This window comes from Bacillus sp. NMCC4, assembly GCF_002998555.1.
Taxonomy (GTDB): Bacteria; Bacillota; Bacilli; order Bacillales; family Bacillaceae; genus Bacillus.
Genome location: NZ_PVRA01000015.1, coordinates 17,421 through 35,431 on the forward strand (window position 1 = coordinate 17,421; position 18,011 = coordinate 35,431).

The window sequence follows — 18,011 nt, forward strand, 5'->3', positions numbered from 1 at the left end:
GTAGAAGTTTGTCAAAATTATTTTGTTGACAATGGCTCGTGTTCGTTGATATAATTTAATTTTTATTTGACAAAAACGAGCCGTTGTTGTATAATTATCTCAGTGAGGTGGATGCAATGGCGAAGACTTTGTCCGACATCAAAAGATCGCTTGATGGTAACTTAGGTAAACGTTTGACGTTAAAGGCTAACGGGGGCCGCCGTAAAACAATTGAGCGTTCGGGCATTTTAGCTGAAACGTACCCTTCTGTATTTGTGATTCAATTAGATCAAGATGAGAATTCGTTTGAAAGAGTTTCTTATAGTTATGCAGATATACTGACTGAGACGGTCGAATTAACGTTCGATGATACCGCTAGCTCAGTCGCCTATTAATGGGCAGTGAACTTCTTGTTTACTGCTTTTTGTTTTGCCTTTTTTTCTGAATGGGAGTCTGTCCATTTTTTGAAAGGGGTAAAAGAAAGGATTCGATACAAAATAAGAAAGCCACACAAGCAGTGGCACTGATTCGAATTCTCGACTAAAGGGGCTGTTTCGTTTGGGTAGACGCCGAGGTATTATGTCAGATGAGTTCAAATACGAGCTGGCGAAGGATCTTGGATTTTATGATACCGTCAAAAATGGAGGCTGGGGAGAGATTCGTGCGCGTGACGCAGGTAATATGGTCAAACGTGCCATTGAATTAGCTCAACAGCACATGGCTCAGGATGAGAATCAACGATAGAAAAACGGTCAGGGATACCTCGGGTGTCTCTGGCTTTTTTTGATGAAAAAGTCAGTGTGCTCGGCGTAAAAGCCTATATTCATCAGATCCATCAAATGTGATACAATATTGATACTTATGTTTAGATGGAGAAGTAGGTGAAATGTTTGCGTATTTTAGAAAAAGCACCGGCAAAAATTAATCTCTCACTTGATGTTCATGGAAAAAGACCGGATGGATATCACGAAGTGGAGATGGTGATGACAACAATAGACCTTGCAGATCGACTAGAGCTGACGGAGCTGGACAAGGATGAAATCCGTGTATCATCTCATAATCGATTCGTGCCAGATGATCAGCGTAATTTGGCTTATCAGGCGGCTAAATTGCTCAAAACAAGGTTCGGTATTCAAAAAGGTGTATCCATTGTCATCACGAAAACAATTCCAGTCGCAGCAGGTTTAGCTGGAGGCAGCAGTGATGCGGCAGCAGCTCTTCGCGGCTTAAATCGTTTGTGGAAGTTGAACCTCACGTTAGATGAACTAGCTGAGCTTGGAGCGGAGATCGGCTCAGATGTGTCCTTTTGTGTACACGGAGGCACAGCACTAGCGACAGGACGTGGAGAAAAGCTGAAGCATATTGCGACACCGCCGCATTGCTGGGTGATTTTAGCGAAGCCGGTGATTGGGGTATCTACAGCTGAAGTCTATAGACAATATGACGCAAGCAAAGTAGAACACCCGAATGTAAAGCGTATGATTGAAGCGATTGAAGCGAAAGATTATAAAGAGATGTGCGGCTCACTCGGCAACGTTCTAGAGTCTGTGACATTAAAGATGTACCCAGAAGTAGATATGATCAAAAGACAGATGAAGCGTTTCGGTGCTGACGCTGTTTTAATGAGTGGAAGCGGCCCTACAGTATTTGGCTTGATTCAATATGAATCGAAGGTACAAAGAATATATAACGGACTGAGAGGATTTTGTGATCAAGTATACGCTGTCCGCATGATCGGCGAACAAAATGCCCTTGATTAAATCCGTATATTAAGTTATATTTATCATAAATTATTCGGGTTCTGGGGGTAAGTTCATGAAGTTTCGTCGAAGCGGCAGATTGGTGGACTTAACAAATTATTTGTTAGCCCACCCGCACGTACTAGTACCGTTAACTTTTTTTGCAGAAAGATATCAATCTGCGAAGTCCTCTATTAGTGAAGACTTAACGATTATCAAACAGACCTTCGAACAGCAGGGAATAGGCACATTGCTTACTGTACCTGGTGCTGCTGGCGGAGTGAAATATATTCCAAAGATTCACCTAAAAGAAGCAGACGACGTAGTAAACGATATCGGAGAGGCTCTATCGACTCCTGAACGTGTACTTCCTGGCGGTTATTTATATTTAACCGATGTTTTAGGTAATCCATCAATTCTTGCGAAAATCGGTAAGCTGTTTGCGACCATCTTTGCAGACCGTGCGATTGATGTCGTCATGACCGTTGCGACAAAGGGTATTCCAATTGCCTATTCTGTTGCGGGTTATTTAAATGTGCCTGTTGTGATCGTTAGAAAAGATAATAAGGTAACCGAAGGATCAACTGTAAGTATTAACTACGCGTCAGGTTCGTCTAACCGAATTCAAACCATGTCACTTGCAAAGCGGAGTTTAGATAAAGGATCCAATGTCCTAATCATTGATGACTTTATGAAAGCGGGCGGAACCATTAACGGCATGATGAATTTGCTTGAGGAATTTAATGCAAATGTTGCAGGGATCGGTGTTCTTTTAGAAGATGAAGGCGTAAATGAACGTCTCGTTGATGAATATGTATCGCTTTTAAAGCTTTCAACCATTGATATGAAGCAGAAGATCATTGAGATCAATGAAGGCAATTTCCACGAGTTTTTTCATTCGAAAGCTTAAGCTTTGATCAAACATGTAGTTGAATGGGAGAGATTGATATGACAAAAGTTGTTCAAACCAAACATGCACCAGCAGCCATTGGACCTTACTCTCAAGGGATTATTGTCAATAACATGTTTTACAGCTCAGGGCAGATTCCATTAACGCCAGCTGGAGACTTTGTAAATGGAGATATTAAAGAACAAACACATCAAGTGTTCCGTAATCTTAAGGCCGTACTTGAAGCAGCAGGTGCTTCCTTTGAGACAGTCGTGAAAGCAACAGTTTTTATCAAAGATATGGAACAATTCGCAGAAGTAAATGAAGTGTACGGTGAGTATTTCCATACACATAAGCCAGCTCGTTCATGTGTGGAAGTAGCAAGACTTCCTAAGGATGCACTCGTAGAAATTGAAGTAATTGCATTAGTAAAATAAACAGGCAGTCTCAACGAAAGCCGTTTGGTTTCATCATATGCAGGAAAAGACATCATCATGATGTCTTTTTTTCACGCAAAGAATGTAAGCGTCGTCACCAAAATGACAAATAATGTATAAATATCCCGATATTTCAAAAAAAGTTTAAAAAAAGAGCAGGAGAATCACCACAATCGTTGAATACCTAAGTAATGCTTTTATATTGGGAAAAGGTGGTGAACTACTGTGGAAGTTACTGACGTAAGATTACGCCGCGTGAATACCGATGGTCGCATGAGGGCGATTGCATCCATCACGCTGGACCACGAATTTGTTGTTCATGATATTCGTGTGATTGATGGAAACAATGGGTTGTTTGTGGCAATGCCTAGCAAACGCACGCCTGATGGAGAGTTTCGCGATATTGCACACCCAATTAATTCAGGTACTCGGGGTAAAATCCAAGATGCTGTATTAAATGAATATCATCGCTTAGGCGAAGAGGAAGAAACAATTGAATATGAAGAAGCTGGAGCTTCTTAATCATATGTGAATCCAAAAAGACAGCTTTAAGAGAAAATGGAATGTTTTCTTTTAAATGCTGTCTTTTTTGCGTTTTTTCTCTTGTTTCTTATGTCTTTCATCCATTAGAAAATTATTGCACTTCCTCTTGTATCCTTGAAATCAGTCCTTATTTAGGATATATTTTTCTATGGATAATAGGGATATTGGAGGCCAATCAATGGATAAGCGGTTCGCAGTGATTTTAGCAGCGGGAAAAGGAACGAGAATGAAGTCAAAGCTATACAAAGTACTTCATCCAGTTTGCGGAAAGCCAATGGTCGAGCATGTGGCAGATGAAGCGTTAAAGCTTTCTTTAGCCAAGCTAGTGACGATCGTCGGTCATGGAGCAGAGAACGTCAAAGAGCAGCTTGGAGACAGAAGTGAGTATGCACTTCAAGAAGAACAGCTGGGAACAGCACATGCCGTCAAACAAGCAAAGTCGTTCCTTGCGCAGGAAAAGGGAACAACCATTGTCATTTGTGGTGATACGCCATTATTGACAGCGGAAACAATGGAAGCTATGTTGAGCGAGCATCAAAAACATCAAGCGAAAGTCACTATTTTAACTGCACATGCGGATGACCCGACAGGTTATGGTCGTATTATTCGTGACGAAACCGGTGCTGTCGTGAAAATTGTGGAGCATAAAGATGCGAATGATGCGGAACGTCAAGTGAATGAAATTAATACAGGGACCTATTGTTTTTCAAATGAAGATCTCTTCCGTGTGATTGAGCAAGTATCGAATGAAAATGCACAGGGTGAATACTATTTGCCAGACGTCATTGAAATTTTAAAGAATGAAGGGCAAACGGTTGCAGCATATCAAACACCGCATTTTGAAGAAACACTTGGAGTCAATGATCGTATCGCTCTATCACAAGCAGAGCAATTCATGAAGCGACGTATTAATCATCAGCATATGAAGAATGGTGTGACCTTGATTGATCCTGAGAACACGTATATTTCACCAGATGCTGTCATCGGTGAAGATACAATCATTTATCCTGGGACGGTCATCAAAGGGAATGTAAAAATCGGTGCAGACGCTACTATTGGGCCAAACACTGAAATTGTTGACAGCATCGTCGGAGATCGCACAGTGATTAAGCAATCTATCGTCTGCGATAGTGAGGTTGGAGTCGATGTGACAATTGGGCCGTTTGCTCATATTCGCCCGTTGTCGAAAATTGGCGATGAAGTGAAGATCGGGAATTTTGTCGAAATCAAGAAAACGGTTTTCGGTGACCGCAGCAAAGCATCTCATCTAAGCTATATTGGAGATGCAGAGGTCGGAACTGATGTAAACCTTGGCTGTGGATCTATTACAGTCAACTATGATGGGAAGAACAAATTCTTAACGAAGATTGAAGATGGCGCTTTTATTGGCTGTAATTCAAATCTCGTAGCACCAGTCACTGTCGGAAAAGGGGCATATGTTGCAGCTGGTTCAACGGTTACAGAAGATGTACCGCAGGATGCATTGTCTATTGCTAGAGCAAGACAAGTCAATAAAGAAGATTATGTGAAAAATATTCATAAAAAATAATCCAAATACCCGGAGGTTTACCATGTCTAATCGTTATGCTGATGCGAATTTAAAGATATTCTCTTTGAATTCAAACCCTGAACTTGCTAAAGAAATTGCCGATCGTATCGGAGTTGATGTAGGAAAGAGCTCTGTTAAACGCTTTAGTGACGGTGAAGTCCAAATCAATATTGAAGAAAGTATTCGCGGCTGTGATTGTTATGTCATTCAATCAACGAGTGCGCCAGTCAATGAGCACATTATGGAACTGCTCATTATGGTGGATGCACTAAAACGCGCTTCTGCGAAAACGGTCAATATCGTGATCCCTTATTACGGATATGCACGTCAAGATCGTAAGGCAAAACCTCGTGAGCCAATCACTGCGAAGCTTTTTGCGAACTTACTTGAGACAGCAGGTGCTACTCGTGTCATTGCACTTGATCTTCATGCGCCGCAGATCCAAGGTTTCTTTGATATTCCAATCGATAACTTAATGGCTGTGCCAATCTTAACTAACTATTTCGAACAGAAAAACTTGAAGGATATCGTCGTTGTGTCTCCAGACCACGGTGGTGTGACACGTGCGCGTAAAATGGCAGACCGCCTGAAAGCGCCAATCGCTATTATCGACAAACGTCGTCCGAAGCCAAATGTTGCTGAAGTGATGAACATCATTGGTAACATTGAAGGCAAAACGGCGATTCTCATCGATGATATCATTGATACGGCTGGTACCATTACACTTGCTGCAAATGCACTTGTGGAAAATGGAGCGGCTGAAGTATATGCTTGCTGTACTCACCCAGTATTGTCTGGACCAGCAGTAGAACGTATCACAAATTCTAAAATAAAAGAATTGGTTGTGACAAACAGTATTCATTTAACAGATGACAAGAAAGTTGAAAAATTCATTCCGCTTTCAGTTGGGCCTTTGCTTGCAGAAGCCATCATCCGTGTACATGAAGAAGAATCTGTGAGCTACCTTTTTAGCTAATTTTCTGATTAAAAAAGGCCCTAGGCATCAGCTTGGGGTCTTTTTGCTGTCATCATTCAGAGCAAATAGGTTTAAAATGATTCGCTTATGGGTAATTATGAGAGTAGTGACAAAAATGAAATAGGATGGTGCTGAATATGGCAACTTTAAAAGCAAATAAAAGAAATGATTTCAAACGTTCCACACTGCAAAAAATCCGTCATTCAGGACACGTTCCTGGTGTCATATACGGAAAAAATACAGACAACCTGGCTGTTTCACTAGACAGCATCGATTTATTAAAGACCTTACGTGATGAAGGAAAGAATACAATCATCACATTAGACGTGAACGGTGAAACAAAATCCGTGATGGTCACAGAATTACAAACAGATCCGCTGAAAAATGAGCTTGTCCATGCAGATTTCCAAGTGGTCGACTTACAGCGTGAAATTGAAGCAGATGTACCTGTCCAGCTGATTGGCGAATCTAAAGGGGTAAAAGATGGCGGTGTGCTTCAGCAGCCACTATTTGAACTATCCATTACAGCGAAACCAAAAGATATCCCGCAGCATATTGAAGCAGATATTACAAACTTAGAAGTAAATGATGTCCTAACAGTCGCTGATTTGTCTGTTCAGTCATCATATCAAGTGAATAACGATCCAGAAGAAGTCGTTGCATCCATTTTGCCGCCTCAGCAATCAGAGGTTCCTGAGCCAGATAGCGAAGAGGAACTAAAAGAACCTGAGGCCATTAAAGAAAAGGATAACGATGGAGAATAACTGGTCATTTAGAGACGTAACCCTCCCGCGGTTGCGTCTTTTGTGCTAGAATGAAAAGAATTCATACGTTTTTACATGAGGCAATCCTATTGGCTCATTTTTTAGGCGTGTGCTTTGTGGCAAAGGAGGTTATTGGTTTCATGATTGCATTCGTTGGATTGGGTAATCCAGGAAAAGAATATGAAAAAACAAGACATAATGTCGGGTTTATGACAATAGATGAATTATCGAAAAAATGGGACATCCCCTTAAATCAATCAAAATTCCATGGACAATTTGGAACAGGGTTTGTTTCAGGGCAAAAGGTTCTACTTGTAAAGCCGCTTACATATATGAACTTATCAGGAGAATGCGTGCGTCCGCTAATGGATTACTATGATATTCCACTTGAACATTTGAAAGTCATCTATGATGATCTTGATTTGCCAACTGGGCGGATTCGTTTGCGTACAAAAGGAAGTGCAGGCGGACATAATGGAATCAAATCGTTGATTCAGCATTTAGGGTCACCTGAGTTTGACCGATTCCGTATCGGCATTGGACGTCCTCAAAATGGCATGAAGGTCGTCGATTACGTGCTAGGATGCTTTTCTGAAGAGGAGCAGCCTGACATTGCATTAGCCATTCAGGCGTCTGTCGAAGCTTGCGAGGCGGCTTTAATAAAGCCATTTTTAGAAGTGATGAATGATTTTAACAAGAAGGTATAAGAATGATAAGCAAAGCACATACTGATTATAAAATCTCAGCATGGGAGGATCACGTATGGCTTTGCATTATTACTGCCGGCACTGTGGTGTAAAGGTTGGCAGTCTAGATGAATCCGCTGTTCAAAGTGAAGCACTTGGATTTCATCACTTAACAAATGAGGAAAGAAACGATATGATTTCTTATAGGGAAAATGGTGATTTACATGTACAAACCATTTGTGAGGATTGCCAAGAGGCGCTCGAAAGAAATCCTGATTACCATCAGTATCATACCTTTATTCAATAAAAAGCTTTGGTGTAGATAATAGACCAAAGCGTTTTTCTGTTTTAAACAAGCAGGGAGGAGGAGCCAAATGAAAAATATACAATCATTTATCAAACAAAGTGATGATTTTCAGTCCATTTTTAATGGGCTAAAGGAAGGGTTAAAAGAACAGCTGCTCGCCGGACTATCAGGCTCCGTCAGATCTTTATTTACAGCCGCTATATCAGACGAACTTAAGCGGCCGATGTTTATTGTGACTCACAACTTGTATCAAGCGCAGAAGGTAACAGATGATCTTGCCAGTGTGATTTCAGATCGCTCGGTCCTTCTTTATCCTGTTAATGAACTCATTGCTTCAGAAATTGCCGTTGCCAGCCCTGAGCTCAGAGCACAGCGTCTAGATGTTCTGAACCGGCTGGCGAATGGAGAAAACCCCATTATCGTCACACCGGCTGCAGCGGTGCGCAGAATGCTTCCGCCAGTTGAGCTCTGGAAGGAGAGTCAGATCCATTTAAAGCTCGGTGAAGAAATTGATTTGGAGGCGTTTTCAAAACAACTTGTACAAATCGGTTATGACCGGACGTCGATGGTTGCTGCGCCCGGAGATTTTAGTGTGCGCGGAGGAATCATTGATATTTATTCGTTAACGGAAGATCATCCGATCCGTATTGAGCTGTTTGATACAGAAGTAGACTCGATTCGAACGTTCCACTCAGATACACAGCGTTCATTAGAAACACTTCAAGAGATTAAAATCGGTCCCGCAAAAGAGCTGATTGTGAGAGGTTCTGAACGAGTGAGAGCCATTGAACAGCTTGATCAAGGACTTGCGAAGAGCTTAAAGAAATTTAACTCAGACCAGCAAAAAGAACTGCTTCATCAACATATTTCTGCTGATCGAGAGAAGCTGCTAGAAGGTATCGTGACACAGGAAATGACGAAGTACCTGTCCTATTTCTATGAAAAGCCTGCTAGTTTGCTAGATTACACATCACAGGATACGATTATTATTTTAGATGAAATTAGCAGAATTCAGGAGATGGAAGAACAGCTTGAACAGGAAGAAGCTGATTGGACAATTAGCCTGCTTGAAGAAGGTAATATCCTTCATGATTTATCCCTTTCTTTCCCGTTCCAACAACTGATCAATCAGCAATCGCGGTCTATTCTGTACTACTCCTTGTTCCTGAGACATGTCCAGCAGACAAATCCACAAAATATCGTCAATGTATCTAGTAAGCAAATGCAGAATTTCCACGGGCAGATGAATGTGCTTGCGAGTGAAATTGAACGCTACAAAAAACAACAATATACAGTTGTCTTCTTAGGTGCGGATGAAGAGCGGACAGATAAACTATCTTCTGTCTTACATGATTATGACATTGAAGCCGCTCTTGCCAAGCCGGACGCCGAGCTTGTAAGCGGACAGGTGTATATTTTACAAGGTGAGCTGCAAACAGGCTTTGAACTGCCGTTATCGAAAATTGCCGTGATCACAGAAGGCGAGCTCTTCAAGAAACGTGTGAAGAAGCAGGCACGTAAGCAAAAGCTGACCAATGCAGAGCGAATTAAGAGCTATTCAGAGCTTCAAGTCGGCGATTATGTGGTGCACATTAACCACGGAATCGGTAAGTATTTAGGAATTGAAACGCTTGAAATCGGCGGCATTCATAAAGATTATTTAAATATTCATTATCAAGGAAGCGACAAGCTTTATGTACCGGTTGAACAAATTGATCAGGTGCAGAAGTATGTCGGATCAGAAGGTAAAGAACCAAAGCTGTACAAACTAGGCGGCAGCGATTGGAAACGTGTGAAGAAAAAAGTGGAAACATCTGTACAGGACATCGCAGATGATCTCATTAAGCTGTATGCGGAACGTGAGGCAAGCAAAGGGTATGCCTTCTCGCCTGATCATGAGATGCAGCGCCAGTTTGAATCAGCGTTCCCTTACCAGGAAACAGATGATCAAATCCGTTCGATTCACGAAATCAAACAAGACATGGAGCGGGAGCGTCCAATGGACCGCCTACTTTGTGGAGATGTGGGATATGGAAAAACAGAAGTGGCGATTCGAGCGGCCTTCAAAGCCATTGCTGACGGAAAACAGGTTGCTCTGCTTGTACCGACAACCATCTTAGCGCAGCAGCATTTTGACACGATTATGGACCGATTCCAAGACTACCCTGTCAAAATCGCTCAGCTGAGTCGTTTCCGTACAAGAAAAGAAACAACCGAAACGTTAAAAGGGCTGAAAAACGGAACGATTGATATGGTCATCGGCACACACCGTTTGCTTTCTAAAGATATTGTCTATAAAGACTTAGGTTTGTTGATCATTGACGAAGAGCAGCGTTTTGGTGTGACGCATAAAGAGAAAATTAAACAGATGAAAGCCAATATCGATGTACTGACATTAACGGCTACGCCAATTCCGCGTACGCTGCATATGTCTATGCTTGGCGTACGGGATTTATCGGTTATTGAGACACCGCCTGAAAACCGTTTCCCTGTTCAAACCTATGTGGTCGAGTACAATGGCGCTTTAGTCAGAGAAGCGATTGAGCGAGAACTAGCACGCGGCGGTCAAGTGTACTTTCTTTACAACCGTGTTGAAGATATTGAACGCAAAGCAGATGAAATCTCCATGCTAGTCCCAGACGCGAAAGTCAGCTATGCACATGGGAAAATGAGTGAGAACGAGCTGGAATCAGTGATGATCAATTTCCTTGAAGGTGAATCAGATGTATTGGTCAGTACCACCATCATTGAAACGGGAGTCGACATTCCAAATGTGAACACGCTCATCGTCCACGATGCGGATAAAATGGGGCTTTCTCAGCTGTACCAGCTAAGAGGACGAGTAGGACGCTCGAATCGTGTCGCATATGCTTATTTCACGTATCGAAAAGATAAAGTTCTGTCTGAAGTAGCAGAGAAGAGACTTCAAGCTATTAAAGAATTCACAGAGCTCGGATCAGGATTTAAAATTGCGATGCGTGATTTAACGATTCGAGGAGCAGGAAATTTACTTGGTGCACAGCAGCATGGATTCATTGATTCTGTTGGATTCGACCTCTATTCTCAAATGCTGAAAGAAGCCATTGAGGAAAGAAGAGGCGATACAACGGCTCAAGATAAATTCGAACCGGAAATCGATCTGCAAATCGATGCCTACATCCCGGACACTTACATTTCGGATGGGAAGCAAAAGATCGAGATGTATAAACAGTTCAGAGCGATTGGATCAATCGAAGAGCGAAAAGAGCTTCAAGATGAAATGATCGACCGATTTGGTGAATATCCGCAAGAAGTGGCGGACTTGTTCACGATTGCGACGATGAAAGTATACGCAGTGCAGGAACGTGTCGAACTGATCAAGATGGAGAAAGGCATTGTCAGGCTTACTCTTGAAGAGCAAGCAAGCAGTGAAATCGACGGTCAAAAATTATTTGCGCTCAGCAGTAAATATGGTCGTGATATAGGCTTGGGAATGGAAGGCAGCAAGCTGATTATTTCTGTTCAAACGAAAGGCAAGAAGACTGAGGAATGGCTTGAGATCGTTCTGAATATGCTTCGAGGCCTTCAAGAAGTGAAAAAAGAAACCATTCCATCTTCATAAAATTTTGTTTGTCTCTCGTGTATATTACGTTTGATGTGACGGATACTAAACTCAGGGTCAAGTGGTGAATGTTGCATAAAGTGGACGCTTTTGTTCCATTCACCCAACACATCATCAAACGAAAGAGAGGCAGCAGTGAATGAAAGCAACTGGAATTGTACGCCGCATCGATGATCTAGGTAGAGTGGTTATTCCGAAGGAGATTCGCAGAACATTGCGCATCCGGGAAGGAGATCCGCTTGAGATTTTCGTCGACCGCGATGGAGAAGTGATTTTGAAGAAATATTCGCCGATTAGTGAGCTAGGAGACTTTGCGAAGGAATATGCTGATGCATTATTCGACAGTTTGGGTCATTCCATCCTGATCTGTGATCGAGATACGTATATTGCTGTATCCGGCAGTTCGAAAAAAGAGTACTTAAACAAATCCATCAGTGATTTACTTGAACGAACAATGGACCAGCGTAATTCTGTATTAGAAGAAAGCAAAAAAGAAATTCAACTTGTCGATGGTATTGATGATGACGTATCTGCTTATACCATTGCACCTATTGTTGCAAACGGAGATCCGATTGGCGCCGTCGTCTTATTTTCTAAAGAGCGTTCAATGGGAGAAGTGGAGCATAAAGCGGCAGAAACGGCAGCTGGCTTCTTAGCCCGTCAAATGGAACATTAGGTCTAATATTCTATATCATATAGATAAAATGAAAGAATGCCGATGAAATCATTTGATTTTGTCGGCGTTTTTTATATGGGATGAAACAAAACGAGGAATGTGCCGTCTACTCCTTAGAAAGAAACGGCTTTTCATTCACGTATGATATAATGAGTGCGTTTAACTGTAGATCTATTTTTAAAGGAGTCATCCATGAAAAATGCTGTGAATCAGCCGCATTGGCTTTTCCAGGGTGCGGTGATTTTGACCATCGCAGGCTTGTTATCAAAGGTACTAAGTGCCGTTTATCGTGTTCCGTTCCAGAACATCGTAGGAGACACAGGGTTTTATATTTATCAGCAAGTGTATCCCTTCCTTGGCATTGCCATCATGCTCGGCACCACAGGGTTTCCTGTCATGGTGTCCAAGCTTCTGAGTGAGCATGGGGAAGAGAATCGAAGGATCATTACAAGGGTATCCTTGGTCTATATCACTTTACTGAGCTTGGTCTTATTTCTTTGTCTTTACATAGGAGCAGGCAGAATTGCGAGCCTTATGGCGGACAGTCAATTAATCCTGCTCATCCAAATGAGTGCTTTCGTGTTTTTATTTCTTCCGCTTACCGTGATGCTGAGGGGAGTTTTTCAGAGTGACGGTATGATGCTTCCAACGGCTATTTCTCAATTGGTGGAGCAACTCATCAGGGTAGGCGTCCTGCTTGTTTTATCCTTCTATTTCGTGAGGCGCGGCTATTCGCTTTATGAAACAGGGGCGGGTGCGGTCTTCTCCTCCATAGCGGGGAGTGCGGCCTCGCTTATACTGCTTCTTTTTCTTTGGCTGACATACCGGAAACAGCCTGCTGCAAGTATGACAAGCAAACAGGCGACACTTCGGAAAAAGGATGTTTTGAAGAGTTTGGTGCTGTATACATTCACGATTTGTGTCAGCGGATTGCTCATTTTATGGATGCAAATGGTTGATGCCTTTCATCTGTATGCGTTGCTGCGCAGTGAGGGTCTGAGTGAAGCCGCGGCAAAAGCGGCAAAAGGTGTGTATGACCGAGGACAGCCGTTCTTACAGCTAGGGACGGTGTTTGCCATTAGCATCGGAACCTCTCTTGTGCCATTTTTATCGGCGGCCATGAGGAATGGAGAGCATGAAACGATAAGGCAAAAAGTGCGTACATCGTTTAAGACCACGTCGGTTTTAGGGATTGGTTCAGCAGTTGGGCTGATTTGTATTCTAGCGTCAGTCAATACCATGCTTTTTCGTAATGACTTAGGCACCGATGCGCTGCAAATATTCTGTATTTCCATCGCATTTACATCGATTGCGATTACGCAAGCAGCTTTACTTCAAGGGCTCGGGCATACTGTGTATCCGGCTGTTGTGGTGATTCTCAGTGTGCTGGTGAAATGGATACTAACGCTTGCACTTGTCCCGCTATTTGGCATCTACGGTGCCGCATGGTCAACCGTATGTGGTTTTCTCGCTGCGGCTCTGCTCAATGCCGTTTATTTGAGGCATAAAGGATGGATTTCGTTGAGAGAGCTGTTCCCAGTGAAAATTCTTTTATCGGCTGCTTTCATGGCCATTGTCTTAATAGGGTATCAGGCACTGTTTTCTTGGGTCATTCCCTTTGAAAAACGTCCTTTTTTCGTTTTAGAGAGCCTGACGTCAGTTTTTATTGGTGGTTTCGCCTTTTTATATAGTATTCTTAAGCTAGAAGTATTTACGGACGAGGAATGGAGACTCATTCCATTAGGAGAAAAGATTTTATATTTTAAACAGATGAGAGGGAATCGAAATGGCAGGTAAGATTACCGTCGTCGGTCTCGGGGCAGGCGACATGGATCAGCTGACGCTCGGTGTATACAAGCAGCTGAAGCAGGCGAAAGAAGTATTTATGAGAACGCAGGATCATCCGCTTACCGCAGAGTTGATGCAGGAGGTCTCATCGCTGACCTTTTTTGATGAAATTTATGAAAAACACGATCAGTTTGATTCGGTCTATCAGGAAATCACTGAAATTTTATTTACAGAGGCTGCGGAAAAGGATATTGTGTACGCAGTACCAGGACACCCATTTGTCGCAGAAAAGACCGTCCAGCTATTAGTTTCTCAGCAGCAAGAGCGCGGGATTGAGGTGTCTGTTGCTGGTGGACAAAGCTTTTTGGATGCGACGTTTAACTCCTTGCAGATTGACCCAATCGAGGGATTACAATTCGTTGATGCAGGAGATATGAGAGCGGACGATCTGAAATTGACCCAGCATGTCCTCATTTGTCAGGTATATGATCAGCTGACCGCTTCGAATGTGAAACTCACGCTGATGGAAAAGCTTCCTGACGATTATGAAGTCTATATTGTGACTGCGGCTGGAAGCAGTCAGGAAGAGATTACTGCCGTTCCTTTATTTGAACTTGATCGAGATGTGTCGATAAATAACTTAACGAGTGTTTATGTACCTCCGATTCAAGATGAAAAGCTGCTTTTTCAACAATTTGACACTTTCCGTGACGTCATACGTACATTAAGAGGTCCGGGCGGCTGTCCATGGGATCAAAAACAAACCAATGAGTCACTTAAACCATATTTAATTGAAGAATGCTATGAACTGCTTGAAGCGATCGATGAAGATGATCCAGACCATATGGTGGAAGAGCTCGGAGATGTGCTGCTGCAGGTGTTACTTCACGCCCAAATTGGTGAAGATGACGGCTTTTTCTCAATTGATGACGTCATCCAGCATGTCACAGAAAAAATGATTCGTAGACATCCCCATGTGTTTGGTGACACAAATGTTTCTGAAGCAGCAGATGTGGTCGCCAACTGGGAAAAAATCAAGCAGCAGGAGAAGCCGGAGCGGGCAGCCTCCATTTTGCAATCCATCCCGGCGACGCTTCCAGCACTAACAAAGGCATATAAGCTCCAAAAGAAAGCCGCCAAAGTAGGCTTTGATTGGACAGATGTGAAAGATATTTGGAACAAATACGAAGAAGAGAAGCAGGAATTTCTCGTTGAAGTGGCAGAGAAGCCGGACGAAAGTGCAACGAAGCAGATGAAAGATGAATTTGGAGATCTTTTGTTTGTTCTCGTCAACATTGGAAGGTTCTATCAGCTAGAGCCTGAAACGGCACTCGCTTCCGCCAACACAAAATTCATGCGTCGCTTTCAGCATATCGAACAAAAAGCAAAGGACATGGGACGTTCATTAGATGACTTAACGCTAGAGGAAATGGACGATCTATGGAACGATGCCAAACGTATAGAAAGAGGTGAGCATACATGAGACTAGATAAATTTTTAAAAGTGTCCCGTTTAATTAAAAGAAGAACATTGGCAAAAGAAGTAGCTGATCAAGGCAGAATTTCTATTAACGGCACACAGGCGAAAGCCAGCTCTGACGTGAAAGAAGGAGACGAGCTTCAAATCCGTTTTGGTCAAAAACTTGTGACGGTTCAAGTCAACGAGTTAAAGGACACGACGAAAAAAGAAGAAGCCGCTGGCATGTATACTGTGCTAAAAGAAGAAAAAACAGCAGAATAGGGCTTGTTCTAAATGATCCTCCTGTCACATACAATGCAGTAACAATGCAAGTATGAGATATGGGGGATGTATAAATGAATCAATATTATAATCAACCTCAAGGCACGAAGCTGTCATCAGAAGCGGAGCACAATGTCACAATGCGAAACAGAAAGCATTTAGATATTACCGGTGTCAAACAGGTGGAAAGCTTTGATAATGAAGAATTTCTGCTTGAGACGGTCATGGGGATTCTCGCTATCCGTGGAGAAAATCTGCAAATGAAAAACCTAGACGTCGAAAAAGGCGTTGTATCGATCAAAGGGCGTGTCTTTGACTTAATTTATGTAGATGAGCAGCACGGGGAGAAAGCTAAAGGATTTTTTAGCAAGCTGTTTAAATGACGCTGACAGTCCAGTTTTATACGATGCTTTCGATGGTAGCGATGGGCATCTGGCTGGGCGCATCGCTTGATACGTACAAGCTGTTTGTGAATCGGGAAAAGACAGCAAAATGGCTTTTGGTTATACACGATCTCCTTTTTTGGCTGGTACAGGGCCTCTTATTCTTTTATGTCCTGCTGCTGACAAATGAAGGAGAATTCAGGCTTTATATCTTTCTAGCCGTTGCACTAGGTTTTTCGATGTATCAGGCATTGATGAAACAGCTGTATATGAACATTCTCAAGTTTATGATGATGTGTGTGTATCAGACCGCTCTCGTCCTTAAACGGCTGGTCATGTCCATCGTCTTCCAGCCAATCCGCTGGCTGCTGACATTGATTATAAGTGCTATTATGTTCTTGCTCCACTTGCTCTTACGTCTTGTTCATTTTACGTTTCGGCTCGTGTGGAAGGTGCTGTCCATTGTTTGTTATCCGCTCATCTGGTTACTTAATGTGACCATTATTCATCGGATTCCCGAAAAATGGCGAACATCAATGAGATTGTTTTTCTCTAAAGGAGCAGGAATTTTACAAGGGACCAAGAAATTATCTGGTACCATCAAAACGAAATGGAAACAATTCTGGACAAAGTAAGAGAGGAGGCCTTCAACCTTGAACAAGAGAAAAAGAAATATCGCACAAATTCAAAATGATTACCAAAAACAAATGGAACAGCAAGCACAGCGCTTAAAACGCAAACGCCGTGGACTCCTTAGAAGGCTTACCGTGTTTGGTGTGATTGTGCTCATGTTTGCTGTCTTGGTGACAAGTGCCCTCTGGTCGCAATCGTCCTCATTAAAGGAAAAAGAAGAGAAGAAGGTTGCGCTTGAAAAAGAATTGAAGCAATTACAAACAAAGCAGGAAGATATTTCTGATGAAATTAAAAAGCTGAAAAGCAAAGAATACGTACTCGAACTGGCACGACGAGACTATTATATGTCCAAAAAAGGCGAAAAAATCTTTGATGTGGGCAATAAGAGCGATTAGCCTTGTTGACACTTAAAATTCAGTTTATGTATAATTGAACAAATGAGATTTTTTTATAAGTCTAAGGAGGAGCACTTTTTTTATGTCGATTGAAGTTGGCAGCAAGTTACAAGGGAAAGTTACGGGCATTACAAATTTTGGAGCTTTTGTGGAGTTGCCAGGCGGTTCAACTGGTCTCGTTCATATCAGTGAGGTAGCCGATAACTATGTAAAAGATATTAATGAGCATTTAAAAGTCGGTGAACAAGTTGAAGTGAAAGTGATTAACGTTGAAAAAGACGGTAAAATCGGCTTGTCCATTAAAAAAGCAAAAGATCGTCCTCAACAACAACAATCAAGACCGAGCAGAAATGATTTCCGTCCGAAGGAATCGTTTGAGCAAAAAATGAACAAATTCTTAAAAGATAGTGAAGACCGCTTAACATCTTTAAAACGTAACACGGAATCAAAACGTGGGGGACGCGGAGCAAGAAGAGGTTAACTTGTTGCTGCTTTCTATATATCTTTCACAACAAAGCACCTGCTGTCCGCAGGTGCTTTTTTTCTTGATCCATACGACATTTTTTGAGATTTCTTCATTTAATTTAGAACTTCCTATTGACGGACAAGCGATTCCTTTGTATTATAGATCTTGTGCTTCTTAGCGCATTTTTATTATGGCGGTGTAGCTCAGCTGGCTAGAGCGTACGGTTCATACCCGTGAGGTCGGGGGTTCGATCCCCTCCGCCGCTATCCTTTTTAGTAGAACATAAAAGCAAGGCCCGTTGGTCAAGCGGTTAAGACACCGCCCTTTCACGGCGGTAACACGGGTTCGAATCCCGTACGGGTCATCTTCAAAACAGCTTTCTTTAGGAAGGCTGTTTTTTTGTGTCTTCGTAAAATTCTGATGAAAGACATCGACTTTCATGAAAGTATGCCTCTTTGAC

General features: G+C 42.3%; 20 protein-coding genes and 2 tRNA genes. All 22 read left to right on the forward strand.

Features of this window, described 5'->3' with window-relative positions; translation table 11 throughout:
- Positions 1 to 116: 116 nt before the first annotated feature.
- The 22 genes from veg (at position 117) to C6Y02_RS18705 (ending at position 17,915) form a co-directional block, all read left to right on the forward strand.
- On the forward strand, positions 117 to 374 hold the full coding sequence (gene veg, locus C6Y02_RS18600) for a biofilm formation stimulator Veg (RefSeq protein ID WP_003217979.1): 258 nt from the start codon (positions 117 to 119) through the stop codon (positions 372 to 374).
- Between the two features lie 163 nt (positions 375 to 537).
- Positions 538 to 723 carry a small, acid-soluble spore protein, alpha/beta type gene (locus C6Y02_RS18605; protein WP_012008653.1) on the forward strand — a complete coding sequence of 62 codons (186 nt, stop codon included), beginning with the start codon at positions 538 to 540 and terminating at the stop codon, positions 721 to 723.
- 146 nt (positions 724 to 869) lie between these two features.
- Positions 870 to 1,739: a 4-(cytidine 5'-diphospho)-2-C-methyl-D-erythritol kinase gene (gene ispE / locus C6Y02_RS18610; RefSeq protein WP_060595352.1), complete on the forward strand. Its 870-nt coding sequence runs from the start codon at positions 870 to 872 to the stop codon at positions 1,737 to 1,739.
- A 55-nt stretch (positions 1,740 to 1,794) separates the two neighbouring features.
- Positions 1,795 to 2,628: a pur operon repressor gene (gene purR / locus C6Y02_RS18615; RefSeq protein ID WP_034665706.1), complete on the forward strand. Its 834-nt coding sequence runs from the start codon at positions 1,795 to 1,797 to the stop codon at positions 2,626 to 2,628.
- A 38-nt stretch (positions 2,629 to 2,666) separates the two neighbouring features.
- Positions 2,667 to 3,044, forward strand: coding sequence for a 2-iminobutanoate/2-iminopropanoate deaminase (gene ridA, locus C6Y02_RS18620; RefSeq protein ID WP_034665708.1), 378 nt, complete (start codon positions 2,667 to 2,669; stop codon positions 3,042 to 3,044).
- A 225-nt stretch (positions 3,045 to 3,269) separates the two neighbouring features.
- Positions 3,270 to 3,566, forward strand: a complete 297-nt coding sequence (gene spoVG / locus C6Y02_RS18625; protein ID WP_034324487.1) for a septation regulator SpoVG — start codon at positions 3,270 to 3,272, stop codon at positions 3,564 to 3,566.
- A 199-nt stretch (positions 3,567 to 3,765) separates the two neighbouring features.
- Positions 3,766 to 5,136, forward strand: a complete 1,371-nt coding sequence (gene glmU / locus C6Y02_RS18630; RefSeq protein ID WP_106031941.1) for a bifunctional UDP-N-acetylglucosamine diphosphorylase/glucosamine-1-phosphate N-acetyltransferase GlmU — start codon at positions 3,766 to 3,768, stop codon at positions 5,134 to 5,136.
- Between the two features lie 22 nt (positions 5,137 to 5,158).
- The gene (locus tag C6Y02_RS18635; protein ID WP_060595354.1) at positions 5,159 to 6,112 is read left to right on the forward strand and encodes a ribose-phosphate diphosphokinase; all 954 of its coding nucleotides are present in this window, start codon (positions 5,159 to 5,161) and stop codon (positions 6,110 to 6,112) included.
- Positions 6,113 to 6,249: 137 nt separating this feature from the next.
- On the forward strand, positions 6,250 to 6,876 hold the full coding sequence (locus C6Y02_RS18640; RefSeq protein WP_106031942.1) for a 50S ribosomal protein L25/general stress protein Ctc: 627 nt from the start codon (positions 6,250 to 6,252) through the stop codon (positions 6,874 to 6,876).
- A 140-nt stretch (positions 6,877 to 7,016) separates the two neighbouring features.
- Entirely contained in the window at positions 7,017 to 7,583 is a 567-nt protein-coding gene (gene pth, locus C6Y02_RS18645; RefSeq protein ID WP_106031949.1) for an aminoacyl-tRNA hydrolase, read from the forward strand.
- Positions 7,584 to 7,638: 55 nt separating this feature from the next.
- Complete coding sequence (fin, locus tag C6Y02_RS18650) at positions 7,639 to 7,869, forward strand: anti-sigma-F factor Fin (RefSeq protein ID WP_003217967.1); 231 nt, start codon at positions 7,639 to 7,641, stop codon at positions 7,867 to 7,869.
- Between the two features lie 67 nt (positions 7,870 to 7,936).
- Positions 7,937 to 11,470 (forward strand): transcription-repair coupling factor, encoded by a 3,534-nt coding sequence (gene mfd, locus C6Y02_RS18655; protein WP_060595356.1) that lies wholly within the window; start codon positions 7,937 to 7,939, stop codon positions 11,468 to 11,470.
- A 139-nt stretch (positions 11,471 to 11,609) separates the two neighbouring features.
- Positions 11,610 to 12,146 carry a stage V sporulation protein T gene (gene spoVT, locus C6Y02_RS18660; RefSeq protein ID WP_003217990.1) on the forward strand — a complete coding sequence of 179 codons (537 nt, stop codon included), beginning with the start codon at positions 11,610 to 11,612 and terminating at the stop codon, positions 12,144 to 12,146.
- A 192-nt stretch (positions 12,147 to 12,338) separates the two neighbouring features.
- Entirely contained in the window at positions 12,339 to 13,943 is a 1,605-nt protein-coding gene (locus C6Y02_RS18665) for a putative polysaccharide biosynthesis protein (RefSeq protein ID WP_106031943.1), read from the forward strand.
- On the forward strand, positions 13,933 to 15,417 hold the full coding sequence (gene yabN, locus C6Y02_RS18670) for a bifunctional methyltransferase/pyrophosphohydrolase YabN (RefSeq protein ID WP_106031944.1): 1,485 nt from the start codon (positions 13,933 to 13,935) through the stop codon (positions 15,415 to 15,417). Before C6Y02_RS18665 ends, yabN begins: the two co-directional genes overlap by 11 nt.
- The gene (locus C6Y02_RS18675) at positions 15,414 to 15,674 is read left to right on the forward strand and encodes an RNA-binding S4 domain-containing protein (RefSeq protein WP_008341839.1); all 261 of its coding nucleotides are present in this window, start codon (positions 15,414 to 15,416) and stop codon (positions 15,672 to 15,674) included. Before yabN ends, C6Y02_RS18675 begins: the two co-directional genes overlap by 4 nt.
- A gap of 74 nt (positions 15,675 to 15,748) precedes the next feature.
- Positions 15,749 to 16,057: a sporulation protein YabP gene (gene yabP, locus C6Y02_RS18680; RefSeq protein WP_034665732.1), complete on the forward strand. Its 309-nt coding sequence runs from the start codon at positions 15,749 to 15,751 to the stop codon at positions 16,055 to 16,057.
- On the forward strand, positions 16,054 to 16,692 hold the full coding sequence (gene yabQ / locus C6Y02_RS18685) for a spore cortex biosynthesis protein YabQ (RefSeq protein ID WP_060595359.1): 639 nt from the start codon (positions 16,054 to 16,056) through the stop codon (positions 16,690 to 16,692). Before yabP ends, yabQ begins: the two co-directional genes overlap by 4 nt.
- Before the next feature lie 18 nt (positions 16,693 to 16,710).
- Positions 16,711 to 17,085 carry an FtsB family cell division protein gene (locus C6Y02_RS18690; RefSeq protein WP_003217952.1) on the forward strand — a complete coding sequence of 125 codons (375 nt, stop codon included), beginning with the start codon at positions 16,711 to 16,713 and terminating at the stop codon, positions 17,083 to 17,085.
- Positions 17,086 to 17,167: 82 nt separating this feature from the next.
- Positions 17,168 to 17,566 carry a S1 domain-containing RNA-binding protein gene (locus tag C6Y02_RS18695; RefSeq protein ID WP_003217901.1) on the forward strand — a complete coding sequence of 133 codons (399 nt, stop codon included), beginning with the start codon at positions 17,168 to 17,170 and terminating at the stop codon, positions 17,564 to 17,566.
- A 177-nt stretch (positions 17,567 to 17,743) separates the two neighbouring features.
- Positions 17,744 to 17,817 (forward strand) — tRNA-Met (locus tag C6Y02_RS18700).
- 26 nt (positions 17,818 to 17,843) lie between these two features.
- Positions 17,844 to 17,915 (forward strand) — tRNA-Glu (locus tag C6Y02_RS18705).
- Positions 17,916 to 18,011: the final 96 nt, after the last annotated feature.